At 62.4% G+C, this 25,029-nt stretch carries 28 protein-coding genes, 2 tRNA genes and 1 other RNA gene; 16 read left to right on the top strand and 15 right to left on the bottom strand.

Going from position 1 to position 25,029, the window contains the following annotated elements; translation table 11 throughout:
* Nucleotides 1–37 precede the first annotated feature (37 nt).
* The 3 genes from R1W01_RS14605 to R1W01_RS14595 are packed head-to-tail and all read right to left on the bottom strand — an operon-like array spanning nucleotide 38 to nucleotide 1,944.
* Nucleotides 38–865, bottom strand: a complete 828-nt coding sequence (locus tag R1W01_RS14605; RefSeq protein ID WP_297759221.1) for a glycosyltransferase family A protein — start codon at nucleotides 863–865, stop codon at nucleotides 38–40.
* Nucleotides 862–1,722, bottom strand: coding sequence for a glycosyltransferase family A protein (locus R1W01_RS14600; protein ID WP_297759219.1), 861 nt, complete (start codon nucleotides 1,720–1,722; stop codon nucleotides 862–864). Before R1W01_RS14600 ends, R1W01_RS14605 begins: the two co-directional genes overlap by 4 nt.
* A gap of 54 nt (nucleotides 1,723–1,776) precedes the next feature.
* Nucleotides 1,777–1,944 carry a hypothetical protein gene (locus R1W01_RS14595; RefSeq protein WP_243613301.1) on the bottom strand — a complete coding sequence of 56 codons (168 nt, stop codon included), beginning with the start codon at nucleotides 1,942–1,944 and terminating at the stop codon, nucleotides 1,777–1,779.
* 161 nt (nucleotides 1,945–2,105) lie between these two features.
* On the opposite strand from R1W01_RS14595, the gene R1W01_RS14590 reads away from it, so the two are divergent.
* Both R1W01_RS14590 and R1W01_RS14585 read left to right on the top strand, forming a co-directional pair.
* Nucleotides 2,106–2,180: transfer RNA gene (locus R1W01_RS14590), tRNA-Gly, on the top strand.
* 22 nt (nucleotides 2,181–2,202) lie between these two features.
* A tRNA-Gly gene (locus R1W01_RS14585) sits at nucleotides 2,203–2,277 on the top strand.
* A 67-nt stretch (nucleotides 2,278–2,344) separates the two neighbouring features.
* Here the strand turns inward: R1W01_RS14585 and R1W01_RS14580 are convergent.
* The 3 genes from R1W01_RS14580 to R1W01_RS14570 all read right to left on the bottom strand — a co-directional run bounded on the left by R1W01_RS14580 (nucleotide 2,345) and on the right by R1W01_RS14570 (nucleotide 5,021).
* Nucleotides 2,345–3,679 carry an 8-oxoguanine deaminase gene (locus R1W01_RS14580; RefSeq protein WP_297759217.1) on the bottom strand — a complete coding sequence of 445 codons (1,335 nt, stop codon included), beginning with the start codon at nucleotides 3,677–3,679 and terminating at the stop codon, nucleotides 2,345–2,347.
* A gap of 120 nt (nucleotides 3,680–3,799) precedes the next feature.
* A complete protein-coding gene (locus R1W01_RS14575) occupies nucleotides 3,800–4,594 on the bottom strand; it encodes an inositol monophosphatase family protein (RefSeq protein WP_411028164.1) in 795 nt (264 codons plus the stop codon).
* Between the two features lie 58 nt (nucleotides 4,595–4,652).
* The gene (locus R1W01_RS14570) at nucleotides 4,653–5,021 is read right to left on the bottom strand and encodes a helix-turn-helix domain-containing protein (RefSeq protein WP_243613299.1); all 369 of its coding nucleotides are present in this window, start codon (nucleotides 5,019–5,021) and stop codon (nucleotides 4,653–4,655) included.
* A gap of 303 nt (nucleotides 5,022–5,324) precedes the next feature.
* Between R1W01_RS14570 and R1W01_RS14565 the strand changes: the two genes are divergently transcribed.
* A complete protein-coding gene (locus R1W01_RS14565) occupies nucleotides 5,325–6,287 on the top strand; it encodes an NADPH:quinone oxidoreductase family protein (RefSeq protein ID WP_297759213.1) in 963 nt (320 codons plus the stop codon).
* On the opposite strand, the gene R1W01_RS14560 is transcribed toward R1W01_RS14565, so the two are convergent.
* Nucleotides 6,284–7,201: a LysR family transcriptional regulator gene (locus R1W01_RS14560; protein ID WP_243613297.1), complete on the bottom strand. Its 918-nt coding sequence runs from the start codon at nucleotides 7,199–7,201 to the stop codon at nucleotides 6,284–6,286. The genes R1W01_RS14565 and R1W01_RS14560 overlap by 4 nt on opposite strands.
* 132 nt (nucleotides 7,202–7,333) lie before the next feature.
* Between R1W01_RS14560 and R1W01_RS14555 the strand changes: the two genes are divergently transcribed.
* From R1W01_RS14555 to R1W01_RS14545, 3 genes are all read left to right on the top strand, one after another.
* Nucleotides 7,334–7,555 (top strand): DUF1127 domain-containing protein, encoded by a 222-nt coding sequence (locus R1W01_RS14555; protein ID WP_243613296.1) that lies wholly within the window; start codon nucleotides 7,334–7,336, stop codon nucleotides 7,553–7,555.
* Nucleotides 7,556–7,697: 142 nt separating this feature from the next.
* The gene (locus R1W01_RS14550; protein ID WP_243613295.1) at nucleotides 7,698–8,435 is read left to right on the top strand and encodes a Bax inhibitor-1 family protein; all 738 of its coding nucleotides are present in this window, start codon (nucleotides 7,698–7,700) and stop codon (nucleotides 8,433–8,435) included.
* 154 nt (nucleotides 8,436–8,589) lie between these two features.
* A complete protein-coding gene (locus R1W01_RS14545; protein ID WP_297759210.1) occupies nucleotides 8,590–9,033 on the top strand; it encodes a hypothetical protein in 444 nt (147 codons plus the stop codon).
* A gap of 9 nt (nucleotides 9,034–9,042) precedes the next feature.
* Here the strand turns inward: R1W01_RS14545 and R1W01_RS14540 are convergent, their stop codons facing one another.
* Nucleotides 9,043–9,549: a GNAT family N-acetyltransferase gene (locus R1W01_RS14540; protein ID WP_297759208.1), complete on the bottom strand. Its 507-nt coding sequence runs from the start codon at nucleotides 9,547–9,549 to the stop codon at nucleotides 9,043–9,045.
* Nucleotides 9,550–9,660: 111 nt separating this feature from the next.
* Entirely contained in the window at nucleotides 9,661–9,828 is a 168-nt protein-coding gene (rpmG, locus tag R1W01_RS14535; protein ID WP_007814563.1) for a 50S ribosomal protein L33, read from the bottom strand.
* Between the two features lie 208 nt (nucleotides 9,829–10,036).
* On the opposite strand from rpmG, the gene R1W01_RS14530 reads away from it, so the two are divergent.
* From R1W01_RS14530 to R1W01_RS14500, 7 genes are read left to right on the top strand one after another with little or no spacing between them, the layout of a single operon-like run.
* Nucleotides 10,037–11,077: an ATP-grasp fold amidoligase family protein gene (locus R1W01_RS14530; protein ID WP_317275293.1), complete on the top strand. Its 1,041-nt coding sequence runs from the start codon at nucleotides 10,037–10,039 to the stop codon at nucleotides 11,075–11,077.
* Nucleotides 11,078–11,113: 36 nt separating this feature from the next.
* Nucleotides 11,114–12,142 (top strand): ATP-grasp fold amidoligase family protein, encoded by a 1,029-nt coding sequence (locus R1W01_RS14525; RefSeq protein ID WP_243613291.1) that lies wholly within the window; start codon nucleotides 11,114–11,116, stop codon nucleotides 12,140–12,142.
* 2 nt (nucleotides 12,143–12,144) lie between these two features.
* On the top strand, nucleotides 12,145–13,227 hold the full coding sequence (locus R1W01_RS14520; RefSeq protein ID WP_297759203.1) for an ATP-grasp fold amidoligase family protein: 1,083 nt from the start codon (nucleotides 12,145–12,147) through the stop codon (nucleotides 13,225–13,227).
* 4 nt (nucleotides 13,228–13,231) lie between these two features.
* Complete coding sequence (locus R1W01_RS14515; RefSeq protein ID WP_317275292.1) at nucleotides 13,232–14,320, top strand: hypothetical protein; 1,089 nt, start codon at nucleotides 13,232–13,234, stop codon at nucleotides 14,318–14,320.
* Between the two features lie 14 nt (nucleotides 14,321–14,334).
* The gene (locus R1W01_RS14510) at nucleotides 14,335–15,438 is read left to right on the top strand and encodes an ATP-grasp fold amidoligase family protein (RefSeq protein ID WP_317275291.1); all 1,104 of its coding nucleotides are present in this window, start codon (nucleotides 14,335–14,337) and stop codon (nucleotides 15,436–15,438) included.
* A complete protein-coding gene (locus tag R1W01_RS14505) occupies nucleotides 15,435–16,523 on the top strand; it encodes a hypothetical protein (RefSeq protein ID WP_297756587.1) in 1,089 nt (362 codons plus the stop codon). The genes R1W01_RS14510 and R1W01_RS14505 overlap by 4 nt, the downstream gene beginning before the upstream one ends.
* A gap of 14 nt (nucleotides 16,524–16,537) precedes the next feature.
* Nucleotides 16,538–17,626, top strand: a complete 1,089-nt coding sequence (locus R1W01_RS14500; RefSeq protein ID WP_317275290.1) for a hypothetical protein — start codon at nucleotides 16,538–16,540, stop codon at nucleotides 17,624–17,626.
* On the opposite strand, the gene rnpB is transcribed toward R1W01_RS14500, so the two are convergent.
* From rnpB to gatC, 5 genes are all read right to left on the bottom strand, one after another.
* Nucleotides 17,627–18,020: RNase P RNA component class A (rnpB, locus tag R1W01_RS14495), an RNA gene on the bottom strand. It lies immediately after the preceding gene.
* A gap of 77 nt (nucleotides 18,021–18,097) precedes the next feature.
* Nucleotides 18,098–18,706: an N-acetylmuramoyl-L-alanine amidase gene (locus tag R1W01_RS14490; protein WP_297756376.1), complete on the bottom strand. Its 609-nt coding sequence runs from the start codon at nucleotides 18,704–18,706 to the stop codon at nucleotides 18,098–18,100.
* A 71-nt stretch (nucleotides 18,707–18,777) separates the two neighbouring features.
* Nucleotides 18,778–19,626: a hypothetical protein gene (locus R1W01_RS14485; protein WP_243613284.1), complete on the bottom strand. Its 849-nt coding sequence runs from the start codon at nucleotides 19,624–19,626 to the stop codon at nucleotides 18,778–18,780.
* 34 nt (nucleotides 19,627–19,660) lie between these two features.
* On the bottom strand, nucleotides 19,661–21,145 hold the full coding sequence (gene gatA, locus R1W01_RS14480) for an Asp-tRNA(Asn)/Glu-tRNA(Gln) amidotransferase subunit GatA (protein ID WP_297756377.1): 1,485 nt from the start codon (nucleotides 21,143–21,145) through the stop codon (nucleotides 19,661–19,663).
* Complete coding sequence (gatC, locus tag R1W01_RS14475) at nucleotides 21,145–21,432, bottom strand: Asp-tRNA(Asn)/Glu-tRNA(Gln) amidotransferase subunit GatC (RefSeq protein WP_297756378.1); 288 nt, start codon at nucleotides 21,430–21,432, stop codon at nucleotides 21,145–21,147. Before gatC ends, gatA begins: the two co-directional genes overlap by 1 nt.
* Nucleotides 21,433–21,757: 325 nt before the next feature.
* Here gatC and R1W01_RS14470 point away from each other — a divergent pair, with 325 nt between their 5' ends.
* Complete coding sequence (locus R1W01_RS14470) at nucleotides 21,758–22,453, top strand: metal-dependent hydrolase (RefSeq protein ID WP_297756379.1); 696 nt, start codon at nucleotides 21,758–21,760, stop codon at nucleotides 22,451–22,453.
* Between the two features lie 10 nt (nucleotides 22,454–22,463).
* Here R1W01_RS14470 and R1W01_RS14465 read toward each other — a convergent pair whose 3' ends face one another.
* Nucleotides 22,464–22,913 (bottom strand): nucleoside deaminase, encoded by a 450-nt coding sequence (locus R1W01_RS14465; protein ID WP_297756401.1) that lies wholly within the window; start codon nucleotides 22,911–22,913, stop codon nucleotides 22,464–22,466.
* A 61-nt stretch (nucleotides 22,914–22,974) separates the two neighbouring features.
* On the opposite strand from R1W01_RS14465, the gene R1W01_RS14460 reads away from it, so the two are divergent.
* Both R1W01_RS14460 and R1W01_RS14455 read left to right on the top strand, forming a co-directional pair.
* A complete protein-coding gene (locus R1W01_RS14460; RefSeq protein WP_297756380.1) occupies nucleotides 22,975–23,913 on the top strand; it encodes a pseudouridine synthase in 939 nt (312 codons plus the stop codon).
* A gap of 211 nt (nucleotides 23,914–24,124) precedes the next feature.
* Nucleotides 24,125–25,012: a 5-bromo-4-chloroindolyl phosphate hydrolysis family protein gene (locus R1W01_RS14455; protein ID WP_297756381.1), complete on the top strand. Its 888-nt coding sequence runs from the start codon at nucleotides 24,125–24,127 to the stop codon at nucleotides 25,010–25,012.
* The last annotated feature ends 17 nt before the right edge of the window (nucleotides 25,013–25,029 follow it).

The following is a 25,029-nucleotide window of genomic DNA, read 5'->3' as shown; positions in this document are numbered from 1 at the left end:
AATACGCGCGGGTCTCACCAGGGAATAGATCGACGCCCTAGGACCAGATCCCGAATTCACGCTGGAGATAAGAGACGGCCGCCAAATTCGACTCGTCACGCCCCGCGCCTTCGATCACCGTCGTGAGCAACGCTGCGCGACCGGATCCCGGACCTGCGCTTGGCTGTGGTGCATGGGCCATTGCCCATGTCGGATGTCCCGAAACCATCGCCATGCCCGATAGCCAGACATCATCGACCGCAAAGGCCTCGGCCGGGATATCGAACACCCTGTCACCAAAGAAATCCGGCCGCACCATAACCCCACCGAAGCCTTCAAAGACATCGATATGGCCACCCTTTCGAAACTGATAGCGCCCAATGAAACCGCGCTCCGCCCCCATTTTGAGAGCGATCCAGCGTATCATCCAGCGCAGATGGTAGAGCATGTCGAACGTCACCGGATTGCGCTCGGCACGAGGCATGGGTCGGTCGGCGCCTGCACTTTCGGGCGTGTCCCAGCCACAAACACAAAGGCAAGCATCAGGCTGCGCCTCGCGCTCCCTCAGGAACCGACGCGCCCAGTGTTTCGGCGCGATCATGTCATCGTCGCAAAACAGGATCTCCACATCCTCGCCTGCGAACTCTTTCAAAGCAGGAAGAAGCTTGGTCGCTGGCCCGAAATCTTCTTCAACCCGGCGAATCTCGACACCTTCCGGCACCTCGGGCAAACGCCCGTCCCAGTCCGGGAAGCGTCGATAGCGCATCGGGATATAGAGCCGGATCGCCTCGGCGGGTACAGATTGGCGCAGGAGAGAGTGCAGCGCCGGTCCAAGCCGGTCAAATCGCGGCGGGATCGCCGTAAGGGTGATGATGTGCCGCCTCATCTCCAGATCCCATAGGTCTCCTGAAAATATCGCACGGCTTTCACGTTGGAATCGTCCCGGCCCGCACCGCCGAAGACCTGATTGTGCAGGGCCGAGTCACTGAAATGCGACTCTTGGTTCTCGGGCATCAAGATCGGCTCGAAAAAGCCGCCGATGATCCAGGCCGGGTGCCCCATCCGTGTCGCTTGGCCAGACAGCCAGACATCATCCACGGGCCAGGCGAAATCTGGAATATCAAAGACCTCCTCGGGAAAGAACTCGGGCCGCACAAGAACGCCCATCCACCCCTCGAACGCATCCCCATATCCAGACCGCATCAAGAGCCTGCGCGGCGGGTCTTTGTAAGGCGCACCAGTGATCCAACACACAAGGCCGCGCCAATGCCGGCGGATATGGAATGGCACATGCGTCACCTTCCATAGGCGCAAGAGTTTCGGCCTTTTGACATCCTGACGCTTGTGCGCGCCCTCGGGCGGCTCAAAATCCGCCATAGGGTTGATCGCGATACAATCGTTGGGCCGCTTCGCACGGGCCGCCAAGAGGCGCTCGGCAATACACGGGCGATAGACCTGATCGTCATCACAAAACAGGATATCAATATCCTGCCCCGCGAAATCCCGCAGCGCGGGCAACACCTTGGTCGCCGGCCCGAAATCTTCGTCCACAAGGCGTATTTCAACGCCGTCCGGCACCTCTGGCAACGTGCCGTCCCAGTCCGGAAACCGGCGGTACTCTCGGCTCAGATAAAGGATGACTCGTGCGGGTTTGACACTCTGAGCCAACAGGCTCTCCAATGTTCGACCCAACCCTGCAAACCGCGGCGGAATAGACGACAGGGTAATGACATAATCGCCCATGCAGGGTCTCCTCGGCACTTCTCCGAATGTCCTCTAGCACGGCAGCCACGAAGGTCAAAGCGAAGGCAGCGCCTCGACCTCAATCGAGGGAACAGCACTTAGATCAAGCGTCTCGCCCACAAAGCCGCGCTCAAGCGAAATCTCCTGTTTGGCGGCAAAACCGCCCGCAATCAGCAGCACAAGAACCGCAATCCGCAAGGTCTCTCGCTTCGCAAACACCATCTGTCCTCCCATCTTCGCCACATTCTCTGGGGTGGGCGCATGTCTCTTCTACGGATCGGCCTGCAATTCCCGTCGCATTGCTTTGATTTTTTTACCGGCAGGGGCGTTTTTCCTCTTGCGGCTGCGCACGAGTCTTTATATCTCACGCCTCACTCAATGACGCGGGCGTAGCTCAGGGGTAGAGCATAACCTTGCCAAGGTTAGGGTCGTGAGTTCGAATCTCATCGCCCGCTCCATTGAAGACATAACCTTTCCGGTGCGGGCGTAGCTCAGGGGTAGAGCATAACCTTGCCAAGGTTAGGGTCGTGAGTTCGAATCTCATCGCCCGCTCCAGAAGGTCACACGAAAAAGCGCAGGGTCTTCCCTGCGCTTTTCGCGTTTTCGGGGAGGTGTCTTTACCCTATCCCGCCAAGACCTTCGCCATCGCATTCTGCCGTTCGATCACCCGAGGAAGGTCGATCGTCGTCACATGCCCATCGCGCACCGTCTGACGTCCTTCGATGAACAGATGCCGGACCTGTACCGGCCCTGCCAGCAAGAGCGCCGCCGGATCCCAGCTCCCGGCGCTTTCGATGCCACGCGCGTCCCAGATGGCAATATCGGCCCGCTTGCCGACCGCGATCTGCCCGCAATCGCTGCGCCCAAGAACCTCGGCCCCGCCCCGCGTCGCGATCTCAAGCGCCTCACGCGCACTCATCGCATCCGCCCCGCGCGCCACCCGTTGCAAAAGCATCGCCTGTCGCGCCTCAAGAACAAGGTTGCCCGCATCGTTGCTCGCCGATCCGTCAACGCCAAGCCCCACAGGCACACCCGCATCGCGCATCGCCCGCACCGGCGCGATACCGCTCCCAAGCCGGCAGTTGGAGCACGGACAATGCGCGACACCCGTCTTTGTCCGCGCGAAGAGGTCGATCTCCTGCCCATCCAGCTTGACACAATGCGCGTGCCAAACATCGTCCCCGATCCAGCCAAGGTCTTCCGCGTATTGCCCCGGACGACAGCCGAATTTCTCGAGACTATAGGCAATATCCTCATCATTTTCGGCCAAATGGGTATGCAGCATGACGCCCTTCTCTCGGGCAAGAAGCGCCGCATCCCGCATCAACTCGCGACTGACCGAGAAGGGCGAGCAGGGCGCGATCCCGACCCGGCACATAGACCCCTCGCCCGCATCATGAAACGCATCCACGACCCGTGCCGCGTCTATTAGGATGTCCTCCTCGCTCTCGACAAGGCTGTCGGGCGGCAAGCCGCCATCGCTTTCGCCAATGCTCATCGCACCGCGCGTCGGATGGAACCGCATCCCAATCTCGTGCGCTGCGTGGATGGTATCGTCGAGCGTCGCACCGTTGGGATAAAGATAGAGATGATCCGAGGTCAGCGTGCAGCCCGAGAGCATCAACTCCGCCATCCCGACCTGCGCCGAGGTGAACATCTCCTCCGGCCCAAACCGGCTCCAAATCGGATAAAGCGTCTGAAGCCAGCCAAACAAGAGCGCATCCTGCCCCCCCGGCACGGCCCGCGTCAGGGTCTGGTAAAGGTGGTGATGCGTGTTGACGAGGCCTGGCGTGACAACGCACCCCGCCGCCTCGACCACCTCGCCATCGCTCTGAAGGCCTGCGCCGATCTCGACGATCTGGCCGTCTTTCAGGCGAAGATCGGCACCGCCGAGTTCACGGCGCGCATCGTCCATCGTCAGAACATGGCTGGCATTGCGGATAAGAATTTCGGGCATGTCGCTGTCCTTTCACACTTCCCAAGGGCCCGTTTCGGTCTGATGAAGTGTGAACGCGCCGACAGAAGACGGGCAAAGGACTCGACGCAGGGCAAGGTTTACCCGCCCCGCGCCATGCGATCAATACTGCCGCAAAATCTCAAGCGCCTCGGCATGAACCTGCGGATTCGCCGCCGCGAGGACGCGCCCACCCTCATGCGCCTTGCCGCCTTGCCAGTCGGTGACGATGCCGCCTGCCGCTTCGATCACGGCAATCGGCGCCTGCACGTCATAATCGTTGAGGCCCGCCTCGATCACGAGGTCCACCTGCCCCGCCGCGACAAGCGCATAGGCATAGCAATCCATGCCATAGCGCGTAAGCCGCGCCTTTTCCGACACCGCGCGGAACCCGGCGGCGTCCTCAGCGCTGCCAACTTCCGGAAAAGTGGTGAAGACCGTCGCCTCTGCAAGGCAGCTGCCCTTGCGAGTCTGCAAGGCGCGGCGACCCTGCGGCCCCTCGACCTGTGCGAGCCCAAGCCCCCCGGCAAAGCGCTCACCGATGAACGGCTGGTCAATGATGCCAAAGATCGGCCCGGTCTCATCAGAGAGCGCGATCAATACGCCCCAGGTCGGTGTACCGCTCATGAACCCGCGCGTGCCATCAATCGGATCAAGCACCCAGGTCAGGCCGCTCGTCCCGGCACTCCGCCCCATTTCTTCGCCAAAAATCCCGTCCTCGGGACGCCTCTCGGCCAGCACGGCGCGCATCGCGGCTTCGCCTGCCCGGTCGCCCTCGGTCACCGGGTCAAACCCGCTGGCGAGCTTGTTCTCGGCGACAAGGCCATCTGCACGAAAATAGGGGAGAATCGCAAAACGGGCCGCATCTGCCATGGCAAACGCGACCTGTTGAATGTCTTTATGAAAATTTCCCGTCACCCGAGACCTCCGGCCACTACTCGCTTGCATCAACCGCTAGCGTAGGGCCGCGTGGAACTCAAGCGACGTCAGATAAGACCCGGGCCAGCTCGAACAGGCGACGGCGTTGGTTTTCAGGGATCGAGTAATACGACCGGACGAGATCAAGGGCTTCCTTGTCTCCCATGATATCGGCAGGAACACTTGCCGTGCTCTCTTCGGTTTCTTCCGCTTCGATACCTTCGAAGAAGAAGCTCACCGGCACATCAAGGGCATCTGCAATATCCCAGAGGCGGGACGCGCTGACGCGGTTGGCGCCGGTTTCATATTTCTGAATCTGTTGGAACTTAATTCCGACCTTCTGGGCCAGCTGCTGTTGGGTCATACCCGTAAGCCAACGCCTTTGGCGAATACGCTTACCGACATGCACGTCCACTGGATGGGCCATAGAACGTCTCCTTTTCTCAATTGGCTACGGTTCACTTGCTTCACGCAACGCTCAGTCAGCGAACCGTTCCGGACAATGTCCGTAACCATAGGGTGACTACCTTGGTGCCTCAACACTAGTGCTTTCCGCCCTTTAATCAAGAATATTTGCACAAGTGAGCGGCTAATCGAATAGAGAAGATTTCAATCAAAAGCTGATCTGTGTCCATACCTTCCCCTACGGAAACTAACTGACTGCCATGGATTTTTTGACAAAAATCCGTTTCTCGGTAAACCAACCCTTAAGGTTGCCACGGAGGAAGATATGCGCGCTTACCAGATCACGTCCCACGACACGCCCCCTGCCCTTGCAGACTTGCCGATGCCGGAACCGCGCACCGGAGAGATTCGGGTGCGAATCCACGCTTGTGGTCTGAATTTCGCCGATCTTCTGATGCAGAAAGGCACGTATCAGGATACGCCCGCCCTGCCTTTCGTGGGCGGCATGGAAATCGCCGGTGTCGTGGATGCGCTTGGCCCCGACACGGACGGCCCGGCACCAGGCACACGCGTTGCGGTCTTTGCCGGGCATGGTGGCCTCGCGGAATATGGCTGTTTCGAAGCCCGCCGCGCGGTGCCTCTCCCCGATGACATGCCCTATGCGGACGCCGCCGCCTTCATGGTCGCCTATGGCACAAGCCACGTCGCGCTCGACTACCGCGCCCGCCTACAACCGGGAGAGACGCTCCTCGTCCTTGGTGCGGCCGGCGGCGTGGGCCTGACGGCGGTGGAGATCGGCAAGCTCATGGGCGCCAATGTGATCGCCTGCGCGCGCGGTGCGGACAAGCTCGCCGTGGCAGAAAAGGCCGGTGCCGACCACCTGCTCGATGCCACGACCGCCGACATCCGCGCCGAGGTCAAAGCGCTTGGCGGGGCCGATGTGGTCTATGATCCCGTGGGCGGCGAACAATGGAAGGCTGCCTTCCGGGCCTGCAACCCCGAGGCCCGTCTGCTGCCCATCGGCTTTGCAAGCGGCGATGTCCCGCAAGTGCCTGCGAACCACCTGCTTGTGAAAAACCTGACGGTCATGGGGCTTTACTGGGGCGGCTACCTCGCCTTCAAACCCTCGGTCATCACCGAGAGCCTTGCCACGCTCCTGTCCTGGTACGCAGACGGGCGCCTCAAGCCCCACGTCAGCCACGCCCTGCCGCTGGAACAGGCGGGCGAGGCGATGGACCTCCTGCGCACCCGCAAATCGACCGGCAAAGTCGTTGTGACGATCGACTAGATCGCACCGACCCCCGCGCCTGCGACAAGGCGCTTCTCGGCTGTCGAAAGCTCATAGCGCCCCCGCATCGGCTTGAACCCGGTGCGCAGCAGCCCCGCGAGGAAGTTGACCAACTCGCCCTTACTCGGGTCGGCGCCATACATGTTGATATGCTGCTCGCCAAGATCCGGCAGCGTGCCGCCATGCTCGATGACTTCGAAATAGGGCGCCTGCGTGCCCTCGATCATCGCCATCACCCCGAGATCGGCGCTCACCGTTGCCTCAACCGTGCGCTCCGAGGAGGTGGCCACAGCCATCTCCCATTCAATCCCCGCATCATCAAGCGCCCGGATCGCCTTGGCCCGGAAGAGGCAATTGTCTCCCGAGGCAAAGCGGAACGGACGCCGCCGCCATGTCGCCCCGCCCGGCGCCCCGATCCAGGCCAGCGGCAAGGAACAAAGCCCTTCCGCCCCTGCACCGGTTTCGCCTTCGGTGGTGAGGATGATATCCATCTCGCCCTTGTCGAACCGCGGCTTGAGATCGCGCGTGTACGACGAGATCAGATGAACTTTGACACGCGGATAGGCGGCTGCGAACTGCTGCATCGCACGCGGAATCACCGGGTAGACGATGTCATGCGGCACCCCAAGCGTGATCTCGCCCTCGAATTCTTCATGGGTGAGCCGTCGAATCACCTCGTCGTTGAGCGTCACCATCCGCCGGGCATACCCCAGAAGCTGTTCGCCTTCGGCGGTCAGGGCAATGCCGCGCCCGGATCGGTCAAGAAGGCCGACACCGATCAATTCCTCAAGCCTTTTCAACTGCATGGAGACCGCCGATTGGGTCAGATGCAGAAACCCGGCTGCCTTCGTGACCCCGCCGAGATCGGCTACGGCCACAAAACTGCGCAGGGTGGTGACGTCAAGATTTCGCATATCATCAATTTCCGTGATGCTTTATGTCACAAACATTCGCTTTCAATATACACCACGAATTGGCATATGCATCAAGCATACTGATGGAAGCAAAGAAATCCATCGCAAATACATCGAAGAAAGGACCAGACGATGACTATTCTTACCAGCCTGGGTCGCCAAGTCGGCCTCTCTTTCCGTTCCACCGCGCGCAAAAGCCTCTCGCTGACCGATTTTGCCGAGCTCTCCCGCCAGCGCCGTGCGCTCGCCAAGCTCGACAGCCGCAGCCTTGAAGATATGGGCATTTCGCGCCGCGCCGCCGACGCAGAAGCCCGTCGCCCGGTCTGGGACGTTCCCGCCGCTTGGCGCTGCTGATCAAGCCACGGATCCTCTCGCAGAATTTCGCACGATTTTGCATGAGCGTGACTTGAAAAAGGGGCCAACCTCCCCGATATTTTCCTTGAAGGCCGCCCGATGCGTTCGGGCGGCTCGAAAAGTTTAACCATCGGAGGCTTGAATGGCTGACTTTAATACGATCCGGACCGCTGCGGGCACCCGCACGGCTGCGATTGATGAAGGGCTTCGCGCCCATATGAACAAGGTCTACGGCACGATGTCCGTGGGCACTTTCGTGACCTTCCTCGTGGCTTGGGCCGTGGGCACGTCGCCGGCGCTTTTGTCGGTCTTCCGTGATCCCGCCACGCTGCAGCCGAACATCCTCGGCTGGATCGTCATGTTTGCCCCGCTGATCATGGTCTTTGCCTTCGGCGCTGCGATCAACCGCCTCTCCGCCGCTGGCGCCCAGCTCTTCTTCTGGGTTTTCGCGGCCGTGATGGGCCTGTCGATGTCGTGGATTTTCGTGGCCTTCACCGGCTACTCCATCGCGCAAGTGTTCCTCGTGACCTCGATCGCCTTTGCGGGTCTCTCGCTCTGGGGCTACACCACGAAAAAAGACATCTCTGGCTGGGGGTCGTTCCTCATCATGGGTGTGATCGGTATCCTCGTCGCCTCGATCATCAACATCTTCCTTGGTTCGCCCGCGATTGCTTTCGCCGTGTCGATCCTCGGTGTGCTGATCTTCGCTGGCCTGACCGCCTATGACACCCAACAGATCAAGAACACCTACCTACAGCACGCCCACTCGGGCGATCAGGAATGGCTTGGGAAGGCCGCCATCATGGGCGCGCTGAGCCTCTACCTGGACTTCATCAACATGTTCATGTTCCTGCTGCAACTCTTCGGCAATCGCGAATAACCTTCGCAACATGACCTAAGACATCGGGCCGGTCCTTCGGGATCGGCCCTTTTCTTTGCATCGGCAGATTCCCGCAACCGCGTCGAAATAGGGGATTCCCATCTCCGTCCCCCAAAGGCATAGTGCGCGCGACGTATGTTTCGGGAGCCTCTCCATGACCATCACCCGCCTCGCCCTCGCCGCGACCTTTGCAAGCACCGCCCATGGCGCCACGGCAGAAACCGCCGCGCCCAAGGATGTGTGGCAGGTCCTCGACCAGATCGAGATCGAAGAGATCGTGACCGAAGACTCCTACGAAGTGCGCAAATCCTTCCCCGAGGCGCTGCGCAAAGGCGCGCTCGAGGTCGAGATCACTGGCTATGCCGTGCCCGCGCTCCCCGGTGAAACCATCCGCGAATTGATCCTCGTCTCCGACATGGGCCTCTGCCCCCTCTGCGGCAGCGCCGACCACGGTGCCTCCCTTCAGGTCGCGCTCAACGACACTATCCCGAGCTTCGAGGAAAGCCGCCGCGTAACCCTGCGCGGCACCCTGACCCCGGTGACCGATCCCGAGACATGGCAGGCTGCCATCCTCGAGAACGCCACCATCGTCGACTAAGCCCCCCGTCTATAAGCCGCGCTGCATCTGCACCGCCGGGAAATACACCCCCGGCGCCAGTGTCAGTTCGATCTCGCCCACAGGTTTGAACCCCATCGCGTGATAGAAACTCTGCGCCGTGCGGGTGCTCATGCAGTGAAGGCGCTCCATGCCAAACTCCCGCGCCGACGCGAGCGACGTCTCGACAAGCCGCCGCGCCACGCCTTGACGCAACCGCCCGGGATCGGTCGCCACGTGGCGCACATGCCCTTGCCGCTCTGCCCCCACGCCGCGCGCCGGGCTGACATCGGTCCATCCGCCCGCCCCCACAACACGCCCTGCCGCGTCCTCGGCGACAAAATAGGTGCCGCAATCCAAGAGCGCGGGTTGCGCCGTGGTGATGAGTGGCAAGGCCGCTCGCAACACGCCAGGATCATAATCCGGGGCAAGGAGCGGCGGATAGGCGCGGCGAAAGAGCTGCGTGACCGCCGACCGATCGGCGGGGCGTGCAGGGCGGATATGGATTTCTGAAGACATGTGGGGCGTCCTTTGGCGTCGATCTTCTGAGAGTCGGCGCGACTGGATGCCCTCTAAAGCAAAAAGCCGCGCCAGGGTGGCGCGGCTTTTGCATGTGTCTGAAGGGGGATCTTACTTGATCTTGCCTTCTTTATACTCGACATGCTTGCGCACCACCGGGTCGTACTTTCGTACGACCATCTTTTCGGTCATGGTGCGCGCGTTCTTTTTGGTCACGTAGAAATGGCCCGTGCCCGCGGTCGAGTTCAGACGGATCTTGATGGTCGTCGGCTTCGCCATTGTTCTTCTCCTGCGCCGGGCAGCAGATGTGCCCGTGAAAATCTCATGAAGCCTGCCTTTTAAGGATGCTAGGCCGCGAGTCAATGGGCCTCTTCGCGGAAAAGCGGCGAAATGCAAAAAATCCGTGACGGAAAAGGCGATTTGGCTGTCCTCCAAGGTGTATACAGGAGAAAATGCTGCTGCAGAAGAACCGAAAGAAGGGGTCGCAATGCCGACCGATATGACCCCAGCCTGCGCGAAAGTCCTCTCTGACGTGCGTCGTCGGGCGCTGCGGGCTCATCTGCGCGCCGCCTTGCGCCCCCGCGCTGAACGCGATCGGTTCATCTATGACCAGACCTTCCACAACGATATCGAAGCCGTGGCCTTCTTTCTGGCCGAAAAGACCGGCGAGATTCCCGACTTCGCCACCCCCAAGACCTACACCGAAAAGCTGCGCGGCCAATTCCTGACGCACCCCAACCCGCTCATGGCCATCGCGGCCGACAAGGTCGCCATGCGCGACTACTGCGCCCTGTTCGACCTGCCCATCCAGCCCCCAAGGCTGCTTGCGGTGCATGATTCCCCGCATACGCTCGATCCCCGTGACTTGCCCGAGGCGGCGATGATCAAGATCTCCGACGGCTGCGCTATGAACCTGCTGCATAGCCCCAAGACCCCGGTCACCCGCCGCCGCTACCGCCGATTTCTGAGAACGTTCTGGCATATCGACCATTGGCGCCGCCACGCAGAGCTGCATTACCGCGACATCCCCAAGCGTCTCCTCGTCGAAGAAGCCCTTTTGCCTGCCGAGGACATCCCCCAGCTTGGCGTCTATTGCGTGACGGGCACGCCCTACATGATCTTCGCCCCACCCGCGCGCATGGCCGCCCTACGCCCCGAGCTCGCGCCACTCGAACGACAGAACGGCCGTGTCTCGACCCCGCTCAGCGATCTCGCAAGCCCCGAGGAACTCGAGCGCATGCTCGACACCGCCCGCAAGCTCTCCGCCGCGCTGTTCCATTGCCGCGTCGATTTCATGCGCGTCGGCGGGCGCCTCTACCTCGGAGAGATCACCCTCTCGCCCCGCGGCCACCATGATTGGCTCGAGCCTTTTGCCCTCGAAAGGATGCGCGGCGATCTCCTCGATATGTCACGCCTGCCTGAATACGTGGAAAAGGGTCGCACCATCGCCAAGGCTCTCAATCTTTCCCCCGATACAAGTTATGGTCATTTCGCAGGAGACCCGCGCTTGACGACCGCGGGGCAATAAAGAAGGCCGAAGATGACGACGCAGGATCCCCCGACTATGACACCCGAATGCCGCGCATTTCTGGAGCGCATCGGCACGCGCCGCCAACAGGCAGAGAAGCGCGCCAAATGGATGCCCCGCGCGGATCAACACCGCTATATCTACGAACAAAGCTTTGAGAACGAGATCGAAGCCGTCGCCTTCTTCCTTGCCGAAAGCCTCGGCAGACTCCCGGATTTCGCAAACCCGACCGCCTATTCCGAACACCTGCGCGCACAGTTCCTCACCCATCCGAACCCGCTCATGGCGATCGCGGCCGACAAAATCGCCATGCGTGAGTATTGCGACTTGTTCGACCTTCCGATCCGCCCGCTCCGCCTCTTCGAGGTGTTTGATGATCCCGATGATCTGGTGCCGGACGACCTGCCTCAGAACGCGATGATCAAGATCGCGGATGGCTGCAAGATGAACCTGCTGCACGGCCCCGGCATGCCTGTGACCCGCTTTGCCTATCGGCGCTTTCTGCGCCAGTTCTGGCATGTCGACCACTGGCGCCGCCACGCCGAATTGCACTACCGTGACATCCCCAAACGCATCCTCGTCGAAGAAGCGCTTCTACCGGCTGAGACGATCAAGGATCCTTGCATCTTCTGCGTCATGGGCGAGCCCTATATCATTCTCGACGAAACCCACCGCACGGCGCTCAAGGACGGCCTTAGGCCGCTTGAAACGCTCAACGGGAAATACTTTTCCGCGCCCCGTTCTGCCTTTGGCACCGATGCTGAGGTCGACGCCATGATTCAGACCGCACGACTCTTGTCGCAGAACTTCTACCATTGCCGGATTGATTTCATGCGCAACGGTGATCGCCTTGCGCTCTGCGAGATCACGCTCTCGCCGGGGGGATATTACCACATGCTCGACACGCCCGAACATGAACGCGTGCGCACAGCGCTGCTCGACCCTTCCCGCATGCCGGAGTTCGTCGAGCGCGGTCGCAAGATCGCGCAGGAGCTTGGCTACTCCACCGAGACCAGCTTTGGCCATTTCACTGGCGACCCAAGGCTTTCCACCGGCGGACAGTAGATATGACCACCTGCCTTCCCTCCGACACTGCGTTCCACGCCCTTGTCGACGGTGTGGCACGGCGCAAGGCTCTGGCAGAGAAACAGGCCCGCTCCCTGCCCCGCACCGCACGGCAAGCCTTCCTCTACGACGCGACATTCCAGAACGAGATCGAGGCCGTCGCCTATCCGCTCGCCTTGGCGATAGGCCGGGTGCCGAACTTCGCCACCCCGACAACCTACTGCGAAAAGATGCGGAGCCTCTACCTCATCCATCCCAATCCGCTGATGTCGCTGGTCGCCGACAAGGTCGAGATGCACCGCTATTGCGATCTCATGGACGCGCCAATCCGCCCGCCCAAGCTCTACGCCGCCTTTGACGACCCGTCAGAGCTTGATCTCTCGGACCTGCCGCAGACGGCCATGCTAAAGATCTCCGATGGCTGCAAGATGAATATCCTGCACGGCCCCGGTATGCCGGTCACACCCTTCGCCTTGCGCCGCTTTCTGAACCGCTATTGGCATGTCGATCACTGGCGGCGCCACGCCGAGCTGCATTACCGCGACATCCCGCGCCGCCTTCTCGTCGAAGAGGCGCTGCTGCCGATCGAAAGCCTGACCGAAACCTGTGTCTTCTGCGCCTTTGGCACGCCCTACATGTCTCTCAACAAGACCGGCTATAGCGCGGATGTGCACGCCGGCAGGAACGGCGGCTACATCGCCCTCGAAGAGCGCCTGAAACCACTCGAACGCTATGCCGATTTCGTCACGCCCCCCTATGAGGTCGCCTGGCCCGAGCGCCACCGCGCGGCAATGCTCGAAACCGCGCGCCGTCTCTCTGCACCGCTGCCCAACTGTCGAATTGATTTCATGTTCATCGACAATCGCTGCTACCTTGGCGAGATCACCATCTCCTCTGCGGCGTTCACCAAACCCTACGACAGCCTCGATCAGGAAATCCTCCTCGGAAGCCTCTATGACCTCACCCGCCTGCCAGACTTCCTCGAGAAAGGCCGCGCCATTGCCCACTCCCTTGGCTGGCCGGTCGATACGAGCTTCGGACACATCGCCCCGGACGACCCGCGCCTCCTGACGGGCGGGCAGTAGGACCATGGCCTCACGCACCACCACCGACATGACCTCGGACTGCCGCGACTACATCGCCGAGATCGAAGCCCGCGCGCGTGCCGCCGAACGCGCCGCCCGCACACTGCCCCGCACCGAGCGGCAGGCGTTCATCTACGACAACACCTTCCGCAACGATATCGAGGCCGTGGCCTTTCCCTTGGCCCAAGCCTTGGGCCGCATCCCCGATTTCATCAACCCCACCGCCTATTGCGAAATGATGCGCGGGCTTTACCTCACCCACCCAAACCCGCTCATGCCCTTGGCCGCCGACAAGGTCGACATGCATCATCTTTGCGACTACCTCGATACGCCGATCAAGCCCCCGGCGCTTTATGGTGCAACGGACGATCCTTGGTCCCTCGATCTCTCCGACCTGCCGGAAACTGCGATGCTGAAGGTCGCGGACGGCTGTAAGATGAATATTCTGCACGGTCCCGGCATGCCTGTGACCCCCTTCGCCTACCGCCGTTTCCTGCGTCAAAACTGGCACCTCGCACATTGGCGCCGCCACGGGGAATTGCACTATCGCGACATCCCCCGCCGCCTCGCCATCGAAGAAGCCATCCTGCCTATTGAACGCATCACCGAGACCTGTCTCATGTGCGCTTTTGGCAAGCCACATATGATCCTGACCAAGGCCGGATATGCCCCAAATCGCCCCGAAGCCACGATCGGCGGCTACCGCGCGATGGAAGATCGCCTGCAACTCCTTGAGCGCGACAAACACCTTGGACGGCCGCGCTACACCGACGCGATGCCAGCCCGCTTTGAAAAAGATATGCTGGAAACAGCGCGGCTTATCGGTCATTCTTTACCCAATTACAGGGTCGATTTCATGATCCTTGACGATCGTTGTTTCCTTGGCGAGATCACCGTCTCCTCTGCGGCCCTCGCCAGCCCCTATGAAACCCAGGCTCAAGAGGATCTACGCATGTCCTTGTTCGATTTCTCCAAACTGCCGGACTGTCTGGAACAGGGACGCAAGATCGCCGCCGACCTCGGCTGGCCCACGGAAACGAGCTTTGGCCACTACGCGCCAGACGATCCCCGCTTGGCCACGGGCGGGCGCTAGGACGAAGATAGACCATGTCGAAAAGCCCACCGCCCGCCACCAAGATGACCGACGCCTGCCGCGCCTTTGTCCAAGGCGTCGAGACACGCAGGCGGCGCGCCCGGCGCAGGGCGCAGTGGCTACCGCGGGTCAAACGGGGGGCCTATATTTATGACGCGAGTTTTCGCAACGACATCGAGGCCGTCGCCTACCCCCTCGCTCGCGTGCTCGGGCGTATCCCGGATTTCGCCAATCCCGGCACCTACCTCGAAAAACTGCGCAGCCTCTACCTGACCCACCCCAACCCGTTGATGCCCCTCGTTGCCGATAAGATCGGCCTGCGCGCCTATTGCGACCTGTTCGACCTGCCGCTTGCCCCGCTCGATCTCCTCGCCACCTACGAAGATCCCCGCGAGGTCGATCTCGCGACCCTGCCACCGGCGTGCTTTCTGAAGGTGAACGACGGCTGCAAGATGCATCTGCAACAAGGCCCCGGCATGCCGATCACACCATTCGCACTGCGTCATTTCCGTTGGGAGTTGTGGCACTACGACCATTGGCGCCGCCACGGCGAATTGCACTATCGCGACATTCCCCGCCGCTTGCTTCTGGAAGAGGCCATGCTCCCGTCCCACGAGCTTCGCGATTGCGGCGTCTATTGCGCCATGGGCAAGCCCTATATGTTCTTCACCAAGACCCACGATAGGTACGGACGGCTTCAGGACCGCGCCTATATTCCGCTCGTGGACGGCCTCGACTGCCTTGCGGGCGGTGCCCGCGAAACCCGTGCTCTTTACGATCTCGGCCCACCCGATCAGATCGACACCATCATCGAAACATCGCGCCTCCTCTCCCAACCCTTCCTCGATTGCCGTATCGACTTCATGCGCCTCGGCAACCGCACAGTGGTGGGCGAAATCACCCTCTCGCCCGGCGCGCTGATGCTCCTGCCCGATGACCCCGAGGTCGAGGTCATCCGCGGCAACCTCCTCGATATGTCGCGCCTCGACGACCTCCTCGCAGAGGGCAAGCGCATTGCCGCCAACCTTGGTTGGCCGACCGAGACCAGCTTTGGCCATATCTCGCCCGACGATCCGCGTCTGGCAACGGCTGGGCAAGACGAGGCCCTATCAGGGTGAAATCCTACGTCCCGGATAGGCCAACAGCGGACTGCCGCGCGCTGATTGAGGCGGTCGAAACCCGCGCACGGACCGCCGAGAAAGAGGCCCGCGCCCTGCCCCGCACCGCGCGACAGGCCTATATCTATGACCATACCTTCACCAACGAGATCGAGGCCGTCGCCTATCACCTCGCAACCGCGATCAACCGGGTGCCGGATTTCCGCGATCCCTTCCTCTATGCCGAAAAACTCCGCAGCCTCTACCTCACGCACCCCAACCCCTTGATGTCGCTTGTCGCCGACAAGGTGTTCTTGCCCCGCTACTGCGCCCATTTCGACACGCCGATCCGCCCGCCCAAGATCCATGCCGTGCATGACGACCCCGCGGATCTCGACCTCTCATCGCTGCCACAAACCGCGATGCTCAAGATTTCCGACGGCTGCAAGATGAACCTGCTGCACGGCCCCGGCATGCCCGTGACTCGCTTTGCCTACCGCCGTTTTCTGCGCCAGTTCTGGCATATCGATCACTGGCGCCGTCACGCCGAACTACACTACCGCGATATTCCCCGCCGCCTCATGGTTGAAGAGGCGCTCCTGCCCATCGAGCGCCTCTCGGAGACAGGCGTATTCTGCGCGTTTGGGCGGCCCTATATGGCGATTACCAAATCGGGATACGCCGCCGACCGGTTCTATGGCGCGGTGGACGGCATCCTTGCCCTCGAAGACAGTCTCAAACCGCTCGAACGCTACGAAGACATGCGCCCGCCCCCATTCGGGACCGCCTTCCCCGACCCGTTCCGAGACGCCATGCTCGAGACCACGCGCCGCCTCGCCGCGCCCTTGCCGCATTGCCGGGTCGATTTTATGCTCTCGGAAGGGCGCTGTTTCCTCGGCGAAATCTCCATTTCGCCCGTCGCCCTGCGCGATTTCTTCCATGAACCGGAGCAACAGAAGATGGATAGCGATCTCTTCGACCTCTCCAAGCTCCCCGACTGCCTTGCCCAAGGGCGTGCCATCGCTGCCAAACTCGGCTGGCCCACCGAAACCAGCTTTGGCCATGTCTCGCCCGACGATCCCCGTCTGGCGACAGGTGGGCAATAAGGAAAAGTTCTGGCATGACCCAAGCTATGACGCCTGACATGACCGCGGACTGCCGCGACTACATCGCCGAGATCGAAGCCCGCGCGCGTGCCGCCGAACGCGCCGCCCGCACACTGCCCCGTACTGAGCGGCAGGCGTTCATCTACGACAACACCTTCCGCAACGATATCGAGGCCGTGGCCTTTCCCTTGGCCCAAGCCCTGGGCCGCATCCCCGATTTCATCAACCCCACCGCCTATTGCGAAATGATGCGCGGGCTTTACCTCACCCACCCCAACCCGCTCATGCCCTTGGCCGCCGATAAGGTCGACATGCATCATCTTTGCGACTACCTCGATACGCCGATCAAGCCCCCGGCGCTTTACGGTGCAACGGACGATCCTTGGTCCCTCGATCTCTCCGACCTGCCGGAAACTGCGATGCTGAAGGTCGCGGACGGCTGTAAGATGAATATTCTGCACGGTCCCGGCATGCCTGTGACCCCCTTCGCCTATCGCCGCTTTCTGCGTCGCTATTGGCATATCGAACATTGGCGCCGCCATGGAGAGCTGCACTATCGCGACATTCCCCGCCGCCTCGTGGTGGAAGAAGCGGTGCTGCCAGTGGAGACGATCACCGAAACCGATATTTTTTGCGCCTTCGGCGAGCCCTATATGATCCTCACCACGCATGGCTATAGCGCGTCGAACCCAATCGCGACCTTGGGCGGCTTCCGCGTTCTGGACGATGACCTCAAACCAATCGAACGCAAGGTCAGCGACCACACCCCCTCCCTTGAACAGGCCCTGCCGGACAGGCACCGCGAGGCCATGTTTGAAACCACGCGCCGTCTCGCGGCGCATCTTCCCAGTTGCCGGGTTGATTTCATGTTCCAAGGCGACCGCATCTTTCTTGGGGAAATCACCATATCCTCTGGCGCCCTGGTCATTCACTATGACTCGCCCGCCAAGGAAGCCCTGCGCATGAACCTGCATGATTTCTCGAAGCTGCCCGACTGTCTTGAGAACGGCCGCCGTATCGCCGCCGTTCTTGGCTGGCCCACGGAGACCAGCTTTGGCCACTACGCCCCAGACGATCCCCGCTTGGCGACGGGGGGACAATAAACGCGCAGGGAGCCTATAAGCCGGATTCTGTCCAAGGGGTTGCCCCCTCTGGATGACCATTCTTCTAAAGAGCGCGTTACCGCGCCCCCTCTAGCTGCCAACCCGGACCTCTGGGCCAAAGCATCCCTGCGGTGATATCCCGAAGGATCAATCCCGCGCGAGGTCCCTATTCGGCATTGCTCCCGGTGGGGCTTGCCATGCCGCCCCTGTTACCAGCGGCGCGGTGGGCTCTTACCCCACCTTTTCACCCTTGCCCCCGCAAGCGGAGGCGGTTTGTTCTCTGTGGCGCTTTCCCTCGGGTTTCCCCGGCCGGGCATTACCCGGCACCGTTGCCTTGTGGAGTCCGGACTTTCCTCGCGAACCTTGCGGCCCCCGCGGCCATCCAGCCCCCTGCGCGCCCCCGACTTAGGCGCTTGCGCCCGGCCCGTCAATCGACGGCGCGCGCGGCACGGTTCGGAGTTTTGAGTATTTTCACAGAGAAGAAGAGCAGACCTGCGCCATGGCGGCGGCGAGGCGCATATCCTCGGGCGCAAGATCACCGCGCCCCCAAGGGCGGAACCGAAGCCGCACCGCCTTCAACAACAGATCATCCGCCACATCGGGAAAGCCAAAGCCCCGCGCCGCGGTGCGAAACGCCTGCGGATCCGGTTCAGACGTCGCCGCCTCGGGCAATGCCAAGGCCAGCCCCTCCCGCGCCAGCCGCGCCCAATCAAAGCGCGGGCCGGGATCGCATTTGCGCGCGGGCGCCATGTCGGAATGGCCAATGACATCCTCCGGCGCGATAGCCCAGCGTGCCATGATGCCCCGCATCAACGCCTCGAGCGCCGCCATCTGCGGCTCGGCAAAGGGATGATCGCCCCGGTTGACGAGCTCGATCCCAATAGAGCGGGAATTAACGTCCGTGATCCCGCGCCACTCCCCCGCGCCCGCGTGCCACGCGCGCGCCGCTTCGTCGACCATCTGCCAGATGCGTCCATCCTCGGCGATCATGTAATGCGCCGAAACCTCGACCTCCGGATCGCACAGCCGCTCAAGCGCCGCCTCGGCGCTTTCCATACCTGTGTAATGCAGGACAATCATGTCGGGCCGTGCGCCCTCTCGGCGCGGCCCATGGCTCTCGCAAGGATGCTGCCGGATATCCGGCCCGCCGCTCACCCGCCGCGCGCCGCACGCCGGTAGGGTTCCGGGTTCCAGCCGCAGGCATAGCCGTCACCATCGGGATCAAGCCCCTTGCGGTCGCGTTTCGGCCCGCCACTGGCAAGAAAGGCCGCCTGCGCATCGTTTGACGATGGGAACCCCGCGCAGGCCTTGGCGGTATGCGACTTGGGCAAGAGATTGATCCGGCGATACATCTTGGTGCCGACCGGGTGTGTCAAGCTCAGCGCATAGGCGACGATATTCGGCCCCGTGTCGGTGCGCTTGGGCACGGCTGTGGGCTGGATCACCTGATAGCTGTCGCGATTGGCCTGAAGCCGTGCCGCATCGTCCTGAATCGACCGCCGCGATCCGACCGCTTCAAAGTCGTTCTCGTCGGAGATGCCGGGATTGTCCATCAGCGTCGGCGCCGGGTTGCTCGGGCTGGCGTGCACGATGCCGTCCGGCGTGGTTTGGGCCTGTCCGGGCGCGCGCACGCGCGGCGCGGCGGGTTCTCCGGCCTCTTGTGCCTCCAACGCACCCAGCGCCGCTGCCGCAGCGGCGGTCGCCTCGGATCCGGGTTGTGGGGTTGGACGGGCCTGGGTGGGACGGGTTTGGGCGCTCGGCGTTGCGGCCAGTGCGGTCGTTGCCATAGGCGCCCCGACAGCCTGTCCTGCAGGCGCGTCCAACCGCTCGCCCGAAACCGACGAGGCCGGTGGCAACGCCGCCGTCACGGTATCGTTGTTCGGCGCCGGACGCGGCGAAAGATTGGCGTTGTCGAACCCGACCCCCGCAGCACTGTCGGGGATCGCCGGTTGGCACGCGGCCAGCGCCACCAAGGCGCAGCCGGTCAGAAATGCTCGCATGACGCGGACCTGCTCAGTTTTGTTTTGAGCGGTTTTACCACCATTTTCCCGGTTTGGCTACAAACCCGGCGGCGGACTCCAGCGCATAGGCGGTATTGAGCAGATCGCCTTCTTCCCACGGACGCCCGATGAGCTGCAGGCCAAGCGGCAGCCCCTGATGGTCGACACCGGTCGGCACCGAGATGCCCGGCAGACCGGCGAGGTTCACAGTCACGGTGAAGACGTCGTTGAGGTACATCTTGACCGGATCTTCGTCGTTCATCTCGCCAAGACCAAAGGCCGAAGACGGCGTTGCAGGCGTCAGGATCGCATCGATCCCGGCGGCAAAGGCGTCGTCAAAGTCCTTCTTGATGAGCGCGCGCACCTTGCGGGCGCGGTTGTAATAGGCGTCGTAGAACCCGGCCGAGAGCACATAAGTCCCGACCATCACCCGGCGCTTGACCTCGTCGCCAAAGCCTTCGGCGCGGGTCTTTTCATACATCTCGGTGATGCCGTCACCCGCCGCGAGGCTGGCGCGATGGCCAAAGCGTACCCCGTCATAGCGCGCGAGGTTCGACGACGCCTCGGCGGGCGCGATCACGTAGTAGGTCGGCAGGGCGTATTTCGTATGCGGCAGCGAGATATCGACGATCTCCGCCCCGGCATCCTTGAGCATCGCCCGTCCCTCGGCCCAAAGCGCCTCGATCTCGTCGGGCATGCCGTCCATATGGTATTCCTTGGGGATACCGATCTTCTTGCCCTTGATATCACCGGTCAGCATGGCCTCGAAATTCGGCACGGCAAGCTCGGCGCTCGTGCTGTCCTTCGGGTCATGGCCGCACATCGCCTCGAGCATGATCGCCGCGTCGCGGACCGATTTCGTCATCGGCCCGGCTTGGTCGAGCGACGATGCGAAGGCGACAATGCCCCAGCGCGAGCAACGGCCATAGGTCGGCTTTATGCCGACAATGCCGGTAAAGGCGGCAGGCTGGCGGATCGAGCCGCCGGTATCGGTGCCGGTCGCAGCAAGGCAGAGATCGGCCGCCACGGCCGAAGCCGAGCCACCGGACGAGCCGCCCGGCGTCAGCGCCGCGTCATCATTGCCACGCCACGGGCTGATCGCGTTGCCATAGACAGAGGTCTCGTTCGACGAGCCCATCGCGAACTCGTCCATGTTGAGCTTGCCGAGCATGACCGCGCCCGCATCGAACAGGTTCTGGGTCACGGTCGATTCGTATTGTGGCTTGAACCCCTCAAGGATGCCGGAGGCCGCCTGAGAGGGCACGCCCTTGGTGCAGAAGAGATCCTTGATGCCAAGCGGCAGACCGCACATCGCCGGGGCATCGCCCGCCGCGATCCGCGCATCGGCGGCCTTGGCCTGCTCCAGCGCGATCTCGGGGGTGTGATGCACGAAAGCATTGAGCGCGCCTGCGCCCTCTGCCGCCTTGAGGCAGGCTTCGGTCAACTCGACCGAGGTCACATCCTTGCTGCGCAGCTTGTCGCGTGCGTCGGCCAGGGTCAGCGTATTCAGTTCAGTCATTATTCCACCACCTTCGGCACCGCAAAGAACCCCTCGCGCGCATCCGGCGCGTTGGCGAGAACCTTGTCCTGTTGATCCCCGTCGGTGACCACATCCTCACGACGCTTGAGACGCATCGGCGTCACCGAGGTCATCGGCTCGACGCCTTCGACATCAACCTCGTTCAGCTGTTCGATAAAGCCGAGGATGGTGTTGAATTCCTGCGCCAGCGCGGGCAGCGCATCTTCTTCGACCTTGATCCGCGCGAGCTTGGCCACGCGGGCGGCGGTGTCCTTGTCAATCGACATGGGGCTTCTCCGGTTGCAACTTGGCCCCAGCGTTTAGCGCCCTCCTTGGAGTGGTGCAAGCACTGACCCGGCACGGACGCTGGCAAGGGCGTGCTCCCGCCCCTTCCAGAGGCAGCAAAGCTGCCCCCAGACCTCGCCTTCAACTGGGGGGCCAGCCCCCCAGACCCCCCGGGATATTTCCGGCAAGAGGAAGACGAAAGCGCAGCCCCGGCGTCTTCTCTGCTCAGATACGCCAAACCCGTGAAGGCGCAGGCGCCGCGACCTCTTTCTTTATGTCGCGCGCGTGCTAGTCTCCCCTTTCCAACACAAAAAACGGGAGGCTCACATGAAAATCATCTGGCTCGGACATGGCTCTTTTCGCATCGAGGTCTCGGATCTCGTGCTTCTTGTCGATCCCTGGCTGACCGGTAACCCCGTCTTGCCGGAGGAACACCACGACGCCGCCACCGCCGGCGCAACGCATTTGATCCTGACGCATGCCCATTTCGACCATGTCGCCGACATGCTGCCGCTGGCGCGCAAACTCGGTGTGCCGATTGTCGGACAATATGACCTGATGTCCTTCTGGAACGAGCATGAGCATCTCGACACCGTCGGCTTCAACAAAGGCGGCACCGTGTCCCTTGGCGAAGGCGTCTCGCTCGCCATGGTGCCCGCCTCGCATAGTTCGACCTTCGGCACGCCCGATGGCCCCAAGGCCGCCGGCTCCGAGGTCGGCTTCATGCTCATGGCAGAAGGCCACACGGTCTATATCTCCGGCGACACCGCGATCATGGCCGACATGGATTGGATGGGAGACTATTACAAACCCGATATCGGCATTCTCTCGGCAGGTGGCCATTTCACCATGGACATGAAGGGCGCGGCCTATGCCGCCAAACGCTATTTCGATTTCAAGACGGTGATCCCCTGCCACTACCGCACCTTCCCGATCCTCGAACAGGACGCCAAGGCGCTGGCCGAGGGCCTGCCCGGCGTCGATGTGATCGAGCCGCAAATCATGGAAGCGATCGAGATCTAGGGTCCTGACCCTAACGCCGCTCGGCAAAGAAATCCTTGAGCAGCGCCTCGGCCTCCGGGGCGCTGATCCCGTCATAGACCTCGGGGACGTGATGGCTCTGGGGGTGGGCAAAGACCCGCGGTCCCTGCGCCACGCCGCCCGACTTGGGGTCCGCCGCGCCATAGTAAACCCGCGCGATCCGCGCCTGCGAAATCAGGCTCGCACACATCGGACAGGGCTCCAGCGTCACATAGAGATCATGCCCCGGCAGCCGCTCGCTCCCCGCCGCCTTGCAAGCCGCCCGGATCGCGAGCACTTCGGCATGGCCCGTCGGGTCTGAGAGTTCCCGCGTGCGGTTCCCAGCCTGCGCCACCACCGCGCCCTCGGGCGAGACGATGACGGCCCCAACCGGCACCTCGCCGCGCTCTGCGGCGGCGCGCGCCTCATCCAGCGCGATATCCATGTAGCTGCGAAACACCATACCTCTTCCTGCCTGTGCCATTGCCCTTTCGCAATCCCCCAAACCGCGCTAGGAGCAGTCTATGAGCCAAGACACACCCAAAGACGCCCCCAAGGGCGACCGGATCGCCAAGGTCCTTGCCCGCGCTGGCCTTGCAAGCCGCCGCGAAGCCGAACGTATGATCGAAGCGGGCCGCGTGACGGTCAATGGCAAGAAAATCAACAGCCCGGCGCTGAACGTGACCGAAAAGGACCGGATCACGGTCGATGGCAAACCGCTTGCCGAACCAGAGCCGGAACGCCTCTGGCTCTACCACAAGCCCACCGGCCTCGTGACAAGCCACAAGGATGAACAGGGCCGCGAGACGATCTTTGACGCCCTGCCCGATGGCATGCCCCGCGTGATGAGCGTCGGACGGCTCGACCTCAACTCCGAAGGGCTCTTGCTTCTGACCAATGATGGCGGAGTGAAACGTCAGCTTGAATTGCCCTCAACAGGGTGGCTGCGGAAATATCGCGTGCGCGTCAATGGCCGCCCCGAGGAAAAAACCCTCGAGCCGCTGCGCAAGGGCATCATCCTCGAGGGCGAAAAGTTTCAGCCGATGGACGTGAGTCTCGACCGCCAACAGGGCGCGAATGCCTGGCTGACCGTCGGCATCCGCGAAGGGCGCAACCGCGAAATCCGCCGCGCGATGGAGGCCGTGGGCCTTTCGGTGAACCGCCTGATCCGCGTCTCCTACGGCCCGTTCCAGCTTGGCAATCTGAAATCCGGCGAGGTCGAGGAAGTGCGCCGCCGCGTGGTGCGCGACCAGCTTGGCCTCGACGGCGCCAAACCGGCCGAGACCCGCCCCAAGCCGACCCGAAGCCGCAACCCTGGTCCGCCCAAAGGCAAACCAACGGCGAAGCCCGCCGGGAAACCGTCGGGGAAGGCCACAGGTAAACCCACAGGCAAACCTATGGCCAAAACGACCGGCAAACCAACAGGCAAACCAACCGGCAAACCCGGCTCCCGTCGCCGCTAGACCCCGCACCAGCGCGCCCGCGCCCGGCAAAACCGGCGAATTGACGCGCGTGGCCCCTTCTTCCCCCTAGCGCCCCGCCGATAAAAACCCTAGATTTTTGGCAGGTTTCGCAGGAAAGAACGCCAAATGTCCGGCACCGGATTGCAAAAACTGGCCTTTGGGCTGCTTGTCATATTGATCGTCTACGTCTCCATCGCAGGAGGCGTGTGACATGGCACAACGATATGGCGGCAAGTTTAGCCCCGATGGCACATCCGACACCACGACGCCCGGCACGTCCTTTCAGGGCGCGCGCCGGACCCGTGCGGGCGGACGCGTCAATCTCCTCTTTCTCGCGCCCCTGCCCCTGATCTGGCAGGCGTTTGGCAATGGCCCGGTGCAAATGGCGCTGAACCTCTCCGCCCTTGGCCTCCTGCTGCTCGCGGCATGGCTGACACGCGAAGGGCTGCTTGCCGAAGAGGCGTATGAGGCGCGCAAAGTCGCCCGCCGCCCCACTCTGCCGCGCAAGATGCTTGGCTCCGTGCTGACCGGCGCAGGCTTGGCGCTTGCAGGCTGGGCCGCGACCGGCGGGATCGGCGCGCCTGTGATCTACGCCGTGGTCGGCACCGCATTGCACGGGCTGGCTTTTGGCCTCGACCCGCTCAAGGATAAGGGGCTTGAAGGCGTCGACCTCTACCAGACCGACCGCGTGGCCCGCGCCGTAGACGAGGCCGAAAAACACCTCACCGCCATGAATGACGCCATCCTGCGCTGTGGCGATCGCGGCCTCGAGGCCCGCGTTGGCCGTTTCCAACAGGCCGCACGCACACTCTTCCGCACGGTCGAGAATGACCCCCGCGACCTCACCGCCGCGCGCAAATACCTGAGCGTCTATCTCCTTGGCGCGCGCGACGCGACGGCCAAGTTTGCCGATATCTACGCCCACAACCGAAGCCCCGAGGCCCGCGCAGACTACGAAGCGCTGCTTGACGACCTCGAGCAGAATTTTGCCGCCCGCACCGAGAAACTGCTGCTTGACGACCATAGCGACCTGACCGTCGAAATCGACGTGCTGCGCGACCGTCTTGCGCGTGAGGGCGTTCACCGCCAATCCCTTTGACCCCCAAGAGGTATACT

Source organism: Shimia sp. FJ5 (genome assembly GCF_032918335.1).
GTDB lineage: Bacteria > Pseudomonadota > Alphaproteobacteria > Rhodobacterales > Rhodobacteraceae > Shimia > Shimia aestuarii_A.
The sequence above is the reverse complement of the archived record's forward strand: the minus strand, read 5'-3'. Positions and strand labels throughout refer to the sequence as shown.

Bases quoted from the DNA above. Each gene is read 5' to 3' on its own strand.
- R1W01_RS14605 (WP_297759221.1), bottom strand. From the start codon at position 865: ATGAGGCGGCACATCATCACCCTTACGGCGATCCCGCCGCGATTTGAC.
- R1W01_RS14600 (WP_297759219.1), bottom strand. From the start codon at position 1,722: ATGGGCGATTATGTCATTACCCTGTCGTCTATTCCGCCGCGGTTTGCA.
- R1W01_RS14595 (WP_243613301.1), bottom strand. From the start codon at position 1,944: ATGGTGTTTGCGAAGCGAGAGACCTTGCGGATTGCGGTTCTTGTGCTG.
- R1W01_RS14580 (WP_297759217.1), bottom strand. From the start codon at position 3,679: ATGCCCGAAATTCTTATCCGCAATGCCAGCCATGTTCTGACGATGGAC.
- R1W01_RS14570 (WP_243613299.1), bottom strand. From the start codon at position 5,021: ATGGCCCATCCAGTGGACGTGCATGTCGGTAAGCGTATTCGCCAAAGG.
- R1W01_RS14565 (WP_297759213.1), top strand. From the start codon at position 5,325: ATGCGCGCTTACCAGATCACGTCCCACGACACGCCCCCTGCCCTTGCA.
- R1W01_RS14560 (WP_243613297.1), bottom strand. From the start codon at position 7,201: ATGCGAAATCTTGACGTCACCACCCTGCGCAGTTTTGTGGCCGTAGCC.
- R1W01_RS14555 (WP_243613296.1), top strand. From the start codon at position 7,334: ATGACTATTCTTACCAGCCTGGGTCGCCAAGTCGGCCTCTCTTTCCGT.
- R1W01_RS14550 (WP_243613295.1), top strand. From the start codon at position 7,698: ATGGCTGACTTTAATACGATCCGGACCGCTGCGGGCACCCGCACGGCT.
- R1W01_RS14545 (WP_297759210.1), top strand. From the start codon at position 8,590: ATGACCATCACCCGCCTCGCCCTCGCCGCGACCTTTGCAAGCACCGCC.
- R1W01_RS14540 (WP_297759208.1), bottom strand. From the start codon at position 9,549: ATGTCTTCAGAAATCCATATCCGCCCTGCACGCCCCGCCGATCGGTCG.
- rpmG (WP_007814563.1), bottom strand. From the start codon at position 9,828: ATGGCGAAGCCGACGACCATCAAGATCCGTCTGAACTCGACCGCGGGC.
- R1W01_RS14530 (WP_317275293.1), top strand. From the start codon at position 10,037: ATGCCGACCGATATGACCCCAGCCTGCGCGAAAGTCCTCTCTGACGTG.
- R1W01_RS14525 (WP_243613291.1), top strand. From the start codon at position 11,114: ATGACACCCGAATGCCGCGCATTTCTGGAGCGCATCGGCACGCGCCGC.
- R1W01_RS14520 (WP_297759203.1), top strand. From the start codon at position 12,145: ATGACCACCTGCCTTCCCTCCGACACTGCGTTCCACGCCCTTGTCGAC.
- R1W01_RS14515 (WP_317275292.1), top strand. From the start codon at position 13,232: ATGGCCTCACGCACCACCACCGACATGACCTCGGACTGCCGCGACTAC.
- R1W01_RS14510 (WP_317275291.1), top strand. From the start codon at position 14,335: ATGTCGAAAAGCCCACCGCCCGCCACCAAGATGACCGACGCCTGCCGC.
- R1W01_RS14500 (WP_317275290.1), top strand. From the start codon at position 16,538: ATGACCCAAGCTATGACGCCTGACATGACCGCGGACTGCCGCGACTAC.
- R1W01_RS14490 (WP_297756376.1), bottom strand. From the start codon at position 18,706: ATGATTGTCCTGCATTACACAGGTATGGAAAGCGCCGAGGCGGCGCTT.
- R1W01_RS14485 (WP_243613284.1), bottom strand. From the start codon at position 19,626: ATGCGAGCATTTCTGACCGGCTGCGCCTTGGTGGCGCTGGCCGCGTGC.
- gatA (WP_297756377.1), bottom strand. From the start codon at position 21,145: ATGACTGAACTGAATACGCTGACCCTGGCCGACGCACGCGACAAGCTG.
- gatC (WP_297756378.1), bottom strand. From the start codon at position 21,432: ATGTCGATTGACAAGGACACCGCCGCCCGCGTGGCCAAGCTCGCGCGG.
- R1W01_RS14470 (WP_297756379.1), top strand. From the start codon at position 21,758: ATGAAAATCATCTGGCTCGGACATGGCTCTTTTCGCATCGAGGTCTCG.
- R1W01_RS14465 (WP_297756401.1), bottom strand. From the start codon at position 22,913: ATGGTGTTTCGCAGCTACATGGATATCGCGCTGGATGAGGCGCGCGCC.
- R1W01_RS14460 (WP_297756380.1), top strand. From the start codon at position 22,975: ATGAGCCAAGACACACCCAAAGACGCCCCCAAGGGCGACCGGATCGCC.
- R1W01_RS14455 (WP_297756381.1), top strand. From the start codon at position 24,125: ATGGCACAACGATATGGCGGCAAGTTTAGCCCCGATGGCACATCCGAC.